Source organism: Vibrio campbellii CAIM 519 = NBRC 15631 = ATCC 25920 (assembly GCF_002163755.1).
GTDB classification, from domain to species: domain Bacteria; phylum Pseudomonadota; class Gammaproteobacteria; order Enterobacterales; family Vibrionaceae; genus Vibrio; species Vibrio campbellii.
Window position 1 is genome coordinate 457,858 of sequence record NZ_CP015863.1, and the last position, 14,915, is coordinate 472,772.

Consider the following 14,915-nt stretch of genomic DNA (forward strand, 5'->3'; position numbering starts at 1 on the left):
TTATAGAACGTGTACAGAAGCTGTGTTCGTTGTACCTGAAGCTACTAGAGCACCAGAAACCATAACAACGATGTCGCCTTTGTTACCAAGGCCAGATTCTAGAGCAAGTTCTTTACCTGCTACGTAGAATGCGTCAGTGCTGTCGATTGAATCAACAACTACTGGAGTAACACCTTTAGTTAGAACTAGCTGTGCAGCAGTCTTAGTGTTAGTAGTTAGTGCTAGGATGTTTGCAGTTGGGAAGTACTTACGTACTGAACGTGCAGATTTACCGCCTTCAGTTGCAACAACGATAAGTGGAGCAGCTAGTTTCTCAGCTGTATCTACTGCGCCTTTACATACTGCTTCAGTGATGCGTAGACGTGGGCTGTCTAGACGAGAACCTAGCTCAGCTTTTAGAGCTGAATCAGTACGGTTCGCGATTTGAGCCATGATAGTTACCGCTTCAACTGGGTACTTACCTTTAGCTGTTTCACCAGAAAGCATTACTGCGTCAGTACCGTCCATTACAGCGTTAGCAACGTCGCCTGCTTCCGCACGAGTAGGACGTGGGTTGTTGATCATAGAATCAAGCATTTGAGTTGCAGTGATAACCATCTTACGTGCACGGTTACACTTCTCGATCATCATTTTCTGAGCGAAGATTACTTCTTCTGCTGGGATTTCAACACCTAGGTCACCACGAGCAACCATGATGCCGTCAGAAAGCTCTAGGATCTCGTCGAAGTTATCAACACCTTCTTGGTTTTCGATCTTAGAGATGATGTGGATGTTCTCGCCGCCGTTTGCAGCAAGTACTTCACGGATTTCTTGAACGTCAGAAGCTTTACGGATGAAAGAAGCAGCTACGAAGTCAACGCCTTGCTCACAACCGAATTTAAGGTCGTTCTTATCTTTTTCAGATAGTGCAGGTAGGTTTACAGAAACGCCAGGAAGGTTAACACCTTTGTTTTCGCCTAAAGCACCGTTGTTAAGAACTTTACACTTAACTTCAGTTTCAGAAGTTGCAAGCACTTCCATTTCGATTAGACCGTCGTCTACTAGGATAGTGTTACCAACGTTTAGGTCGTTAGCAAAACCAGCGTACGTTACTGCAACTTTGTCTTTGTTACCTACAACTGAGATGTCAGTTGTGAAAGTGAATTCTTGACCAGCTACTAGATCAACGTCATTGCCGTCTTCTAGTTTGATTGTGCGGATTTCTGGACCTTTAGTGTCTAGAAGGATTGCAAGTTGCTTGCCTGTAGCTTCCATTACTTGGCGGAAGTTCGCGATACGAGTGCCGTGCTCTGCGTAGTCACCGTGAGAGAAGTTAAGACGCATTACGTTCATGCCTGCGTTTACTAGTTCAGTTAGCTTCTCTACAGATTCAGTTTTAGGGCCAATCGTACAAACGATTTTGGTCTTTTTCATGGAAGATACTCTCCGGTAAGTATAGTTACAATTTGAAAGTCGGTTGTTTAGTCTGAAGTAGGGGCGTTTTTGGTGACATTTAGTGCCTGCCACCCACCGATTTTCCGCCACATTATTGGAACTTCAGATTCTGTAAGTCTTTCACCAAGTTTAGTCATTTTATGACTAAAATATCGGCGATTATGGTTACCTTTTTGTGACTAATCCCACTTTATATGCAGAAAGTTGCAAAAAAATAACCGTCAATTCTGTAATTTTTTTTCTTTTCGGTGGCGAATTCTACCACCGAATGAATCCAATATCACTGTTTAAGAATTGTCTTAGGACAAGGTTTTATCGAGAAATATTAATTTTTTGGATCGAAATAAATGGACTTAAAAGTTTCGTTTTGACTATAATAAATTTCAAACCGAAACTTAAAATCAAAGCATAAATGTCGAAACGAAACACTCAACTAAGAAGACACGCCATTTCTAACCTAGTAAATGAGCTTGGGGAAGTTAGCGTTGATGAGCTAGCACAGAAATTTGAAACCTCAGAGGTCACGATTAGAAAGGACTTAGCTTCTTTGGAGAAAAACGGACAACTTTTGCGCCGTTATGGTGGCGCAATCTCTATTCCAACGGAAGTTATCCATGAAGAATTGAGTCCAATTGTTTCGAGTCGAAAGTTAAGTCTAGCAAAAGCAGCCGCATCACTGATTCGTGAACATAACCGAATTGTGATCGACAGTGGCAGTACGACTGCGGCGCTGATTCAGCAATTAAACGACAAACGAGGCTTGGTTGTTATGACCAACTCGTTGCATGTCGCCAATGCACTTAACGAATTAGAGAGCGAACCAACCCTGTTAATGACAGGCGGAACTTGGGATACGCACTCAGAATCCTTCCAAGGCAAAGTAGCCGAATCTGTATTGAGAGCTTACGACTTTGACCAGCTATTTATCGGTGCCGACGGTATCGATCTAGAGCGCGGAACCACAACGTTTAATGAATTGGTTGGCTTAAGTAAAGTCATGGCGGAGGTGTCTCGTGAAGTCATCGTCATGATCGAGTCTGAGAAAGTGGGGCGCAAGATCCCGAACTTAGAACTCGCTTGGGACCAAATTGACGTGTTGGTTACTGATGCAGAGTTGCAGCCAGAACACAGAGCAAAGATTGAACAACATGGCGTAAAAGTCATTTGCGCCTAATCTAATTAAGTAAACAGTTTCATATTTCACTTCCCTCTGGATAAAGGCCTTTGCTTGCTGCCTCTATTTGAAATCATGGTCAGGGAAGAACAAAACAATAAACGGAGATAAGCACATGTGTGGAATCGTAGGTGCAGTAGCACAACGAGACGTTGCAGAAATTTTGGTTGAAGGCCTACGCCGCCTGGAATACCGCGGTTATGACTCTGCGGGTGTCGCGATTGTTGATGGCGAAACCAACCTAACGCGTATTCGTCGTCTAGGTAAGGTTCAAGAGTTGGCTGACGCAGTAGACCAAGCGAAAGTCGTTGGTGGTACGGGTATCGCACACACTCGTTGGGCTACTCACGGTGAGCCATCAGAAGCAAACGCGCACCCACACATGTCTGGTGACATCGCGGTGGTACACAACGGTATTATCGAAAACCACGAAGAGCTACGTGAACTGCTTCAATCTCGCGGTTACGTTTTCGAATCTCAAACAGATACTGAAGTTATCGCACACATGGTTGAGTGGGAACTTCGCACTTCAGAAACGCTACTAGAAGCGGTACAGAAGACAGCAAAACAACTGGATGGCGCATACGGCACAGTAGCGCTAGATCGTAAAGATCCTTCACGTATTGTAGTAGCACGTTCAGGTAGCCCAATCGTTATTGGTTTTGGTGTGGGTGAAAACTTCCTTGCTTCTGACCAACTTGCACTGCTTAACGTGACACGTCGCTTTATGTATCTAGAAGAAGGTGATGTTGCAGAGATCACTCGTCGCGAAGTGACTGTGTTTGACGCAGCTGGTGAGCGTGTTGAGCGTGAAATTATCGAATCAAACGCTGAACACGATGCGGGTGATAAAGGTCAATACCGTCACTTCATGCAGAAAGAAATTTACGAGCAACCAACAGCGCTGATCAACACTATGGAAGGTCGTATCACGCCTGATTCTGTTGTTACTGAGGCAATCGGTGTAAACGCGGCAGAAATCCTAAGCAAAGTAGAGCACGTACAGATCGTAGCTTGTGGTACGTCTTACAACGCAGGTATGACAGCACGTTACTGGTTCGAAGACATTGCAGGTGTCAGCTGTGACGTAGAAATCGCTTCTGAATTCCGTTACCGCAAGTTTGTGACGCGTCCAAACAGCCTATTGATCACGCTTTCTCAGTCTGGTGAAACCGCCGATACGCTAGCAGCACTTCGCTTAGCAAAAGAGAAAGGTTACATGGCGGCAATGACCATCTGTAACGTAGCGGGTTCTTCTCTGGTTCGTGAATCTGATTTCGCGTTTATGACCCGTGCCGGTGTAGAAATCGGTGTAGCATCAACCAAAGCGTTCACGACTCAGCTTTCTGCGCTACTAATGCTAGTAACAGCACTAGGTAAACAACAAAACCGCATTAGCAAAGAGAAAGAAAAAGAGATCGTAGAAGCGCTTCACGCTCTGCCACAGCAAATCAACGCAGCGCTGTCTTTCGAGAAAGAAATCGAAGCACTGGCAACCGATTTTGCCGATAAGCACCACACACTATTCCTAGGTCGTGGTGAGTTCTACCCTATCGCGATGGAAGCGTCTCTAAAGCTGAAAGAGATCTCTTACATCCACGCAGAAGCGTACGCGGCGGGTGAACTGAAGCACGGTCCCCTAGCGTTGATCGATGCAGATATGCCAGTGGTTGTTGTTGCACCAAGCAACGATCTTCTAGAAAAACTGAAATCAAACGTTGAAGAAGTACGTGCGCGTGGTGGCCTGCTTTACGTATTTGCTGATGCTGACGCAGGTTTTGAAGGTGATGAGACCATGAAGATCATCACTATGCCACACGTTAGTGAAATCACGGCGGCGATCTACTACACCATCCCAATGCAGCTGCTGTCTTACTACGTAGCATTGATCAAAGGTACGGACGTAGACCAACCTCGTAACCTAGCGAAAGCGGTAACCGTAGAGTAAGCAATGCAAGGTGTGATTAAGATTACACTTGTTTATGTCGCGCTATGTAAGTAGTGAGAACCTAAAGCGAAGTCACATGACTTCGCTTTTTTATGTCCGTAGACATGGTTATGATGCGCAATACGTTGACATTCAATTGTTTACTTTCTGACATGCCGAGCGGTGAGCATCACTATCGTAAGCCCAACGGATGTGGTTGCCATTGAACTGAAAAGGTCACTATGAAAATCAAACTCTTGGCTTTATGTATAGCGTCCTCGTTTTACCATCCATCAGTGATGGCAGAGGAAGAAACACAAACAGAAGAGCGCAAAAGCCAAACGGTATTTATCGACGAAAGCGATGACTGGTTACAACTCAAATCGGGTGAAGTGATCAAAGGAGAACTGATTGGCACGATCAAGGAAGAAACCAACTCGTTCGATCAGGAAATTGAATTTGATAGTGATGATCTTGGCGATCAAGAAATTGAGTTCGAAGACATCGCGGTATTAGAAACGGCAAGCTTCTTTACCATTCGAACCTCTAGTGGTGATGTATACGATGGTTACCTGTCGATTCGTGAGGATAAGCTGTATCTCACTAACGATGAGGGGGAAATCTCGTTTCCCGTTACTGAGATTGTGTCGATTTATCGCGGATCGGAGAACGACTCCGATCATTGGACAACCGAGATCTTTTTGGGTTTGGACATCAGTAAAGGTAACACTGATGAGTTCTCTTTATTGGGTGAGATTGAGGCAGAGCGAAGCACTGTCGGATCACGCACTAAGCTAAAAGCAAAGCACGAAAACTCGCAAATCAATGATCAAACGACCGCGAACAACAGCTCGTTTGATGGCTCGTATGATATCTATCTCAATAACCGTTTGTTCTTCAGACCACTTAAGCTCTCGCTGCTCAGCGACGAGTTCCAAAACATTGATGACCAAGTCAACGCGTCTTTGCAAATGGGTTACTTCATTATTGCCAACCCTCAAACGGAATGGGACGTCTCTATCGGTCCGGGTTATCAGTACACGGACTTTAAAACCGTGGAAGAAGGGGAGGCCGGTGATGTTTCCAGTAATACTCTTACCTTTGAATCGAACTTTGAGTATGAGCTGACGGATGACATCGATCTAAGCCACACCTATAACCTGAATTGGGCAAGCAATGACGCAGGCGGTACACGTCATACCAATGAGCTTGGTTTTGATATCGATCTTGTTGATGATCTGGAACTGAGCATCAAAGCAGTCTGGGATCACTTGTCAGAAACCAAAGCCGATGCGGAAGGTGTGGTACCAGAGAAAGACGACTATAAGTTCCATTTTGGTCTGACCTACGAACTCTAGTCCGGTAGTTGTGATGAAAGCTAAAGCTGACTCAGCAGCGGAATCACTTCCTCAAGAGACGCTTTAATGATGATTTTGTCTTCGAGCTCTGGCAGAGATCCGGAATCATTACAGCGTGGCACTCAGCGGCGAGTGCGGCTTTGATGCCGTTGTTCGAATCTTCCAATACTAAGCACTGCTTGGTGTCCACACCCAAGTGGCGATAAGCCATTTGATAGCAATCAGGGTTTGGTTTGCCGCGTTCAACATCTTCGGCGGTAATCACTAAATCGAACTGCGCAAGGTACTCGCTGCCCGCGAAATTGTGTTTTACCTCTGGAAGGTGAGAAGAGGTAACTATCGCGGTTAATAAGCCATGTTGTTTGATGGCATAAAACAGTGCGTCGAATCCGGGTTTGAGCGCAATGCCTTGATTTCTTAGATTATGGAAGTGTTCATCTCGCACGGCTTTATAGCGAGGGATATCGATGGCATCTTGAAAATGCTCGGCGAGTATTCTCTCACATTCAGGGTCTTGGACACCGATGAACTGCTAGTAGAAATCATCGGTGAGGGTTAGGCATTGCTCGATGGCGGCGTATTGCCAACTTTGTTTGTAGATGGATTAGGTGTCGAAAATCGGTCCATCCATATTAAAAAGTACCGCTTTTAACATTGGGTAGGGCTCCTACGTTTTTGGTCAGAGCGGCTGACATTACTGCTTGTTATACCTAAGCAACCTCGAATCCTTTTGAAGGGAGCTTGGGTATACAATGTGGCGTTAGAATGGGCTCTCTTTACCTAGTTCATTACATATCTCGACAATCGCAAGTGAGAGCCCTGACTTAATGATTTGTTGTTGACGTTGCAGTTGCAGCTGATAAAACTCAAGGTCGATGTCGTCATCTGGTTCGTTGACTTCCAGTTGCACCATGCCCATTTTCTTTACCAGATGCAGTTTTTTGATTGGGTCTAGAATATTTGGGTCGGTAAACTCGTAATCACAAGCGTCACTATTGAGTTGGTTCTTGAGCTTAATGATGTCTTCGATGTCGTGGTAAATATCATCAGGAAGTACACCCAAGCCAAACAGTAACTTTAAACGAACAGATAGATCGCCCAGCGGTCCAGAGTCTTGTAGCAGCGGACCAACCACGGATTGAACGGCGAAGTTATCTTTACGAAAGATCCTTTGTACTAGCCCATCGATCGAATCGTTAAAGACGCCGACTGCCGCAATAAAAAAGCCTCGTACCGAAGGTGCGCTGTTTAATCGCTCAATGATCTCGGTTTCGTTGATGTTATCTGCCATATACTGAATACATTTCTAGTTATTAGGTATCCCAATCTCTTCAAGCGGAAAAAGATACAGAAGGGGAGCTAAGCTCCCCTAGGTAAATCAAAGTTGGTGGTAAAGCGCCTCAATTTGAGCTACTTCTGCACTGTCTTCTGCAAGACCTGTGTACACCGCCAGCGTTTTCTTCACGCCCACTTCTTTTAATGAGTTTTGCAGCTCTATGGCTTGTGGGTCAGTGTCGTTAGTGTACTTCAACGCAGCGGCAATGCCTTTCAAAAGTGTTTGATTTTCAGTGCTATACTCAATTGTACCGAGTAACGGCTTCACTAATCTATCGTTTGCGCCCAATTTGCGAATTGGTTGGCGACCGACACGGTCAACTTCATCGACTAAGAACGGGTTGGCAAAGCGACTTAGAATCTTCTCGATGTACGCATTGTGCATGTCGCGATCAAAGCCGTAACGTTTGATCAGCACCTCACCACTCTCTTGCATTGCCTGTTTTACTTCAGCATGAATACTTGGGTCTTCAATCGCTTCACGAATGGTGCGATGGCCTTTTAAGCAACCTAGATAAGCCGTGACACAGTGGCCAGTGTTGAGCGTGAACAGCTTACGCTCGACAAACGCCATTAGGTTATTGGTTCTTTCCATGCCTGCGATGTCAGGGATTTCGCCTTTGAATTGCTGTTCATCCACAATCCATTCGCTAAAGCTTTCTACCGTCACTTCGAGTGGGTCATCGTTCGCCGCTTCTGCTGGTGGCACGATACGGTCTACCGCTGAATCGACAAAGCCAACCAAATCGTCTGCTTTTGCATGCAATGATTCATCTAAGTGTTTATACACCTCACCTTTTAGGTGCGTCGTGCCACGAACCATATTTTCACACGCGATGATGTTTAATGGTTTATCGTTACCTGCTGCAAAGCGTTTAGCAATGCCGGTAGCGATGGTTTTTGCAATGATGTCCAGTACGTTAGGGCCCACCGCTGTTGTTACCAAGTCGGTTTTTACAATGCGGTCGATGACATCTTCACTGGCTGAGTTAACCGCGGTGACGTGAGTTACTGTGTCGATTTGGCACTCAGTACCCACCACTTTTACTTTGTATTCTTGCTTGTGACTTAGTTGGTCGACGAGTGGAGCGTCAACGTCCGCGAATGTCACCTCGACTTCTGCATCTGCTAAGAGTTTACCGATGAAGCCACGACCAATATTACCTGCGCCAAAATGAACTGCGTTTTTCATAATGCTTACCTACCAATGTCTGAAATATTGACTAAAACGAATCTAGGGTGAGGCCAACCGCATAGGGGGTGACAGCTGACCTCAGTTTGCTCAGGAGCAAATAAAAGGAGTGATTAAGCCGCTTGCTGGCCGCCAAAGATGTTAAGAATCTCTTCCACATCGTTGGTGCTAGTTAGCTTCTCAATTGCCTCCGGCTCATCGAGCGCGTTTGTAATGGTGGTAATCACCTGGATGTGCTCATCGTTCTTAGCGGCAATGCCAATAACCAGTTTCGCTACATCATCGTCGTCTTCAGTAAATTGGATACCCGATGGGTATTGGCAGATTACAATGCCGGTTTTCTTCACGCGGTCTTTCGCTTCTACCGTACCGTGAGGTACTGCGATAGATTCGCCTAGGTAAGTTGGAACCAACGCTTCACGCTCAAACATGGCGTCTACGTATTCTGGTTCTGCGTAGCCAAGTTCAACCAATTTGTTGCCTGCAAAGCGAATGGCTTCTTCTTTGTTGGCTGCTTTCAAACCTAGATGAATGTTCTCACGCTGGATTTGGAATACCGATGGTTGTTGTGGTTCAAAGCTGTCGTCGTTCGCCGCCATGACGTAAACTTTTACCATTTGGTCGTCATTGGCTGCGGATTGGTTTTGTGCTGCTAGTAGTTTGGTGACTAGCTGATTGTACATTTCGCTGTCTAGGAAGTTAGTCAATGAAATGTGGTGTGCGTTTGGAGCATGCTTACGTGCACGATCCGTTAAGTCTTTATGAGTAATCACGATATCTGCACTCTCTGGTAAGCTGTTAATAGCAAGGTTGGTTACGTGGATGTTCAGGCCTGCGCCTTGAACCTTTTTGCGTAGCATGCTCGCACCCATGGCGCTTGAGCCCATGCCCGCATCACAAGCGACAATGATGCTTTGTACTGTCGCTAGGTCTACGTCACCTTTGCTTTGGTTGTTTACCACCGCATCGTTTTTAGATGCAGATTTCATGTCTTTCATTTGTGATGTTGCTTTTTCTAGTGCAGCCTCATCACCGTCTTCTTCCGTTGACGCTTGTGTCTTCATTAGCAGTGCTGCTACGGCGAATGACACGCCTGTTGCTGCAGCGATAGAGGCTAGTACACCAACGATTGAACCTTTCTGAGTCATCAATAAGATTGCAAAGATTGAACCTGGTGATGCTGGAGAAACGATACCTGCGTTAAAGATAGTGAGAACGAATACGCCAGTCATACCACCTGCGATAGCCGCAAGGATTAGGCGAGGGTTCATTAGGATATATGGGAAGTAAATCTCGTGGATACCGCCGAAGAAGTGGATGATTGATGCACCACCTGCAGTTTGACGAGCCGTACCTTTACCAAACACCATGTAAGCTAGCAGGATACCCAGACCAGGACCTGGGTTTGCTTCGATTAGGAAGAAGATCGATTGACCTGTCTCAGACGCTTGTTGGATACCTAGTGGAGAGAAGATACCGTGGTTGATCGCGTTGTTTAGGAACAGGATCTTCGCAGGTTCAACGAAGATTGAAGTCAGTGGTAGAAGGTGAGCAGAAACTAGGAAGTTAACGCCTGCTGCCAAGCCACCAGAAAGAATTTTTACGAATGGACCGATAAACAGGAAAGCAAGGATCGCACACAGCATACCGATGATGCCTGCAGAGAAGTTGTTGACCAACATCTCGAAACCGCTTTTCACTTTACCGTCGATGTAGTTATCGAATTTCTTGATAGCCCAGCCGCCCATCGGGCCGACCATCATTGCGCCCATAAACATTGGGATGTCGGTACCGACAATCACGCCCATTGTTGTGATTGCACCGACTACCGCACCGCGATCGCCACCAACCAATTTACCACCGGTGTAACCGATAAGCAGTGGCAGCAAGTAGGTAATCATAGGGCCAACCATAGATGCCAAGGTCTCGTTTGGCAGCCATCCAGTTGGGATAAATAGAGCAGTGATAAAGCCCCACGCGATAAACGCGCCGATGTTTGGCATTACCATGTTTGACAGAAAACGACCAAAATTTTGTATCTTGATCTTGGCATCTGGTGATATCATAACAATTCCCCGTTCGATGTTCTGATGAATTTTGTTGTAGTAAACGGTTCGCCAAAACCGTTTGTTTGATTGCTTAGTACCCAATCAATTTACCACACATTTTCCAATTGGAACTGACAACGGGTTTTTCGTGATCAACCCCCGCATTTCTTAGGCTGAGAAACGGTTTTTAAGTGACTAACTTCAACTTATTGACTTGTAACTTAATAACAAAAAGTTAATTTCAAATCTGTCAATAAAAATCTTAGTGATCAATTCGATCTTCTGACAAATTTAAAATCAAAATACTTTGTGACTTTGATCACCTTTGATTTCTTTTGAAATTCAAATTAAATACCAGTAACGATCAATATCACATTTTATTCTGATTTAGTCTGGAAGTGAAATGTGATATGGATCGACTTTGGTGTTTTGTGAAAGTTTGTGACGGGACGGGTGTGATCAATGTCATTGCGACTCTTCGATAGAATGTATTTATAAAAATCTTTTCGGCGTACTTCACGAAGTGTCCTTATCTCATTGATAGAAAAATAAAAGAGAGTCGCTATTTGACTTTTTGTTGGTTCACAACTCTCTTCTTACTGACTGCTCTTACTTATGGTTGCTATGTGCATGATAGGTGAGGTACTCATGAGTTTGCTCGCGTCCCATATACCTCGCCAACGTCTTTTCTTGAACATCGCGCAAATCAACCATGATTAACCCATCTAGAGCATTATTGAACGCAGGATCGACATTAAAGCACACCAGTTTGCCATTGAGGCTTAAATACTGACGCAATAAAACTGGCACACCTTTTCCTTCATCGATTCTGGCAATGACGCGTGATAATAGCTGTAAGTCCCCTAATGCGGTGAGCATGCTGGTGTTCCAGTCACGTTGGTGGTCAGGAAGTGGATTAGAAGGCGTGACGTACTCTGCGCAGTTGTTATCGTAGTGGTGCAGTGTCATTGATTGAGCTAGCAGTTGGCGTGCAGTATCGCTGTAGTCGTTGCTAATGCTTACCGGACCAAATAGGTGAGTGTAATCTGGGTTTTGATGCACAAAGGTTGCGATGCCTTTCCACAGCAGCAGTAGCGCGCTCATACTCTTTTGATATTGCTGCGCAATCACTGAGCGTCCCATCTCAATGGATTTACCCATTTGGTCGATAAAGCATTGGTCATAGTTAAACAACGTTCGTGAATACAGACCTGCTACGCCGCGCTTTTCAATCAGTTGGTCAACCAGACCTAAACGATACGCGCCCACCAAACACTGGTTTTCTCTGTCCCACACGAACAGATGTAGGTAATCATGATCAAAATGGTCAATGTCTATTGCTAGTCCCGTACCTTCGCCAACCTGTCGAAAATTGAGCTCACGGAGACGACCAATTTCATGCAGTAGGGAAGGGATATTCTGCGACTCCGTGCAGTAGACATCGAACTCACCACTTGTTAGCAGCTTGGACTCTTCTGGTAAGTTGTTCAGCTCTTCAAGCAATTCGCCTACGGGTAACCCTGCTGCTACTGGAGAGAGTTGTTCTGATGAAGAAGAAGGCTTCACTGAATGGGGTTCACGATTGAGTAAGTATGTGTTGAGCCGCAAATAGTTCACTACTTGATCATCACTAAGTGTGTTGAGCTCTTTGAATTTAATCGCTTGGCCAAAAGATAAGTTGATGGTTTGCGCATGTTTGTTCAGCAGTTCTCGCCCGAGCAGTAGGGTACGCAAAAGTGGATGGATTTTCCCTGCCATGTAGAAGCGTTTCGAATTCTGACCACTGATAAATACCGGAACTGTCGTTGCTTTGTTTTTGCGGATCAGGCTACTTACGCTTCGACTCCAATCCTTATCTTGCAAACGCTGCTGTTTGGCATCGACTAACTGGGACACCTCACCGGCAGGAAAGACAAGCAATAAGCCGCCACTTGCCAGATGTTTATTGGCAGCCCTGAGGGCTTTCATATTGGACTTGACCGCGTCTTTACCTTCAAATACATCGACACCAATAAAGAGCTGATCTAACTCCGGCACGGTTTTAAGGTATTGATTGGCTAGGATTTGGATATCGTCTCTGACCATCAACAGCAGCTCAGCCAAGATCACGCCTTCCACACAACCAAGCGGGTGGTTCGCCACTATAACGGTAGCACCTTGTTTAGGTACTGAGTCGAGTGAACCATGAGTAATGCGATAGTCGATGCCTAAGATATCCAGCGTGAAGCGGAGAAAAGTTTTTGTATCGGCATTAAAGGGGCGTTGGGCGTAGAACTTATCGAGCTGGTTTAAACCGGTTGCCCATTCAGCAACGTTTTCACCAATGCCAAACGGCGTTTTACGTGGGAGACGAAAAGGGGTCGAACTATCCATATTTACCTCAGCGTACAAGTTGCTGATTGGATAGTAGAAATTACAGATGACAGTTCAGAGGCAAAAACATGAGCCTTTGGTGACAAACCAATGAAGCTTTATTGACCAAAGACTCTGAAATGAATGAGTGTGAGGGACTATTTAAGTTTTATCACCAGCAAACATCAGGATGCTCATGGCGTTGAGAGTCTTACTGATTGATTCTATCGAGCTCAATACCTGCTTGGTTGGCTCGTTTTCAAGTAGCAAGCGTCCATCAAAGCCTTTGCCTTCGCAATGTTCTTCGCTGCATGCGAGCTCTTGAGACTCTTCTGACATTGCATCTTCAATCAGGCTCTCACTACTTGCAAAGCAAGAGGAAGATACAATCAAGCCACCGAGCATTATCATCAACTTTGTTTTCAACATGAGTATTAGCTTCTTAATAAAACACTGTTCGATTTTATATTGTTGTGATCATTATTTCGAGCGAAATGACACAAATTTAGCTTCCGGTCGCTATTTTATTACCATAAGTGAACTATCTTATCGAAATAAAAAATTGATCAATTTAGTGAAATTAGGAGGGTGAATGGAGCGAATTTCCAATAAGTCGTCAGTGTGGCTCGGTTTGAGCTTGATTATTGGGTTGGGTGTGTTGGGTTTTTTTATTCAACAGACCGCCGTCAAATATAAAGCTTATGAACGGGTCGTTACGGTAAAGGGGTTATCTGAGCGGGAGTACCCAGCGGACACGGTAATTTGGCCAATTCAGTTTACTGTCGCGAGTAATGATATGCCGACGATGTTTGATGAGATTGATCAGCAGACCAAACTAGTGCTCGACTTTCTCGCATCAAAGGGGTTGGATGAGTCCAACTTTTCGTTGTCTTCACCTGCTGTAACAGACCGTAAGGCGCAGCAGTATGGAAACGAACAAGACATTGAGTATCGCTATTTAGCAAACCGCACTGTGACGGTTTATAGCCAGAATATTGATGTTGTGAGAGCAGCCATCAATGAGATAGGTGAACTCGGCAAGCAGGGAGTTTTACTTAACCAAGACCCATATTCAAACCGTGTTGAATACAGCTTTACTAAGCTTAATGACATCAAGCCAGATATGATTGAGGAAGCGACCAAGAACGCTCGAGAAGTGGCAGAGAAGTTCGCCAAAGATTCACAAAGCTCACTCGGTAAAATCAAGCGTGCGACACAGGGACAGTTCTCCATTTTCGATCGCGATAGCAACACGCCGTATATTAAAAAAGTACGCGTTGTCTCAACCGTTCAGTATTACTTGTCAGATTAACTCTATTTCTTGCTAACCCTGAGTAACAGTAGAAGCCAGTCATTTGACTGGCTTTTTAATGTTCAATTAGTTGCATTTTAATTGCCGCTCTTTTTCTGATTTGTGTAAGTGATCTTTTATAAAACTAAGTTCTTATTTGTTTGGCGCTGAAGTTGATAAAAGTCAATTCGGATAAGGAGTGAGAGGCGTAATTTTGACCTCACTGATTAGCTAGAAGGAATTACTAGAATGGCATTTAAACATTACCTCAGAGAGTTACTGGGTTTGACCATCGTGGTCTCTGTGGTGTTCGGGGCTTTGAGCATCTTATTGGATTTCTGCGCCCTTGCAGCACTATGCGAGCATCAAGAAGACATCGCACACATCTTCTTCCATGAGTCGTTTTACTTCGTCGCATTTCTTATCCCACCTTATTTCTTGTGGAAAGTGATTAATCGCCCAGACCTCGTTGCGGCAACAGAAGAGTACCAAGCTAATAAGCTGGAGTTGGAGCGCTCGTAGGCAGATCCCTGAATAAGAGTAAGGTGGGGGGACTGGATGGAATCTCTATCTTCCAGATACAACAAAGGCCCGTAGATTTCTCTACGAGCCTTCTGAATTTGGTGGCCCCTCGCAGACTTGAACTGCGGACCAATCGATTATGAGTCGACTGCTCTAACCACTGAGCTAAGGGGCCTTAATAGGTCAACGATTATAGGGGAAGCTTTACGAGGTGTCTAGCCACTAGGTAGGGTAATTGCGCTTAGTTTTTATTCACTTAGCTTCACAGATAATAAAAAAGGT

Annotated in this window: 11 protein-coding genes, 1 tRNA gene and 1 pseudogene; 5 read left to right on the forward strand and 8 right to left on the reverse strand. The window is 45.0% G+C overall.

Going from position 1 to position 14,915, the window contains the following annotated elements:
• A complete protein-coding gene (gene pykF / locus A8140_RS02305) occupies positions 1-1,413 on the reverse strand; it encodes a pyruvate kinase PykF (RefSeq protein WP_005528633.1) in 1,413 nt (470 codons plus the stop codon).
• Between the two features lie 433 nt (positions 1,414-1,846).
• Here pykF and A8140_RS02310 point away from each other — a divergent pair, with 433 nt between their 5' ends.
• From A8140_RS02310 to A8140_RS02320, 3 genes are all read left to right on the forward strand, one after another.
• Positions 1,847-2,608, forward strand: coding sequence for a DeoR/GlpR family DNA-binding transcription regulator (locus tag A8140_RS02310; RefSeq protein ID WP_005430429.1), 762 nt, complete (start codon positions 1,847-1,849; stop codon positions 2,606-2,608).
• Positions 2,609-2,723: 115 nt separating this feature from the next.
• Positions 2,724-4,556: a glutamine--fructose-6-phosphate transaminase (isomerizing) gene (gene glmS / locus A8140_RS02315; RefSeq protein ID WP_005528636.1), complete on the forward strand. Its 1,833-nt coding sequence runs from the start codon at positions 2,724-2,726 to the stop codon at positions 4,554-4,556.
• Between the two features lie 221 nt (positions 4,557-4,777).
• On the forward strand, positions 4,778-5,893 hold the full coding sequence (locus tag A8140_RS02320; RefSeq protein ID WP_005528807.1) for a DUF481 domain-containing protein: 1,116 nt from the start codon (positions 4,778-4,780) through the stop codon (positions 5,891-5,893).
• A 20-nt stretch (positions 5,894-5,913) separates the two neighbouring features.
• On the opposite strand, the pseudogene A8140_RS02325 reads toward A8140_RS02320, so the two are convergent.
• From A8140_RS02325 to A8140_RS02350, 6 genes and pseudogenes are all read right to left on the reverse strand, one after another.
• Positions 5,914-6,494, reverse strand: a pseudogene (locus tag A8140_RS02325) (HAD family hydrolase).
• Positions 6,495-6,653: 159 nt separating this feature from the next.
• Entirely contained in the window at positions 6,654-7,184 is a 531-nt protein-coding gene (locus tag A8140_RS02330; protein ID WP_005528805.1) for an MltR family transcriptional regulator, read from the reverse strand.
• Positions 7,185-7,271: 87 nt separating this feature from the next.
• Positions 7,272-8,420: a mannitol-1-phosphate 5-dehydrogenase gene (locus tag A8140_RS02335; RefSeq protein WP_005528803.1), complete on the reverse strand. Its 1,149-nt coding sequence runs from the start codon at positions 8,418-8,420 to the stop codon at positions 7,272-7,274.
• A 113-nt stretch (positions 8,421-8,533) separates the two neighbouring features.
• Positions 8,534-10,486 (reverse strand): PTS mannitol transporter subunit IICBA, encoded by a 1,953-nt coding sequence (locus A8140_RS02340; protein ID WP_005528801.1) that lies wholly within the window; start codon positions 10,484-10,486, stop codon positions 8,534-8,536.
• Positions 10,487-11,077: 591 nt separating this feature from the next.
• Positions 11,078-12,841, reverse strand: coding sequence for a lysophospholipid acyltransferase family protein (locus A8140_RS02345; protein ID WP_005528799.1), 1,764 nt, complete (start codon positions 12,839-12,841; stop codon positions 11,078-11,080).
• Between the two features lie 141 nt (positions 12,842-12,982).
• Entirely contained in the window at positions 12,983-13,249 is a 267-nt protein-coding gene (locus tag A8140_RS02350; protein ID WP_005528797.1) for a hypothetical protein, read from the reverse strand.
• 163 nt (positions 13,250-13,412) lie between these two features.
• On the opposite strand from A8140_RS02350, the gene A8140_RS02355 reads away from it, so the two are divergent.
• Complete coding sequence (locus tag A8140_RS02355) at positions 13,413-14,132, forward strand: SIMPL domain-containing protein (protein WP_005430456.1); 720 nt, start codon at positions 13,413-13,415, stop codon at positions 14,130-14,132.
• Positions 14,133-14,360: 228 nt separating this feature from the next.
• Positions 14,361-14,633 carry a hypothetical protein gene (locus tag A8140_RS02360; protein WP_005528795.1) on the forward strand — a complete coding sequence of 91 codons (273 nt, stop codon included), beginning with the start codon at positions 14,361-14,363 and terminating at the stop codon, positions 14,631-14,633.
• A gap of 99 nt (positions 14,634-14,732) precedes the next feature.
• Here the strand turns inward: A8140_RS02360 and A8140_RS02365 are convergent.
• Positions 14,733-14,808, reverse strand: a tRNA-Ile gene (locus A8140_RS02365).
• Between the last annotated feature and the right edge of the window lie 107 nt (positions 14,809-14,915).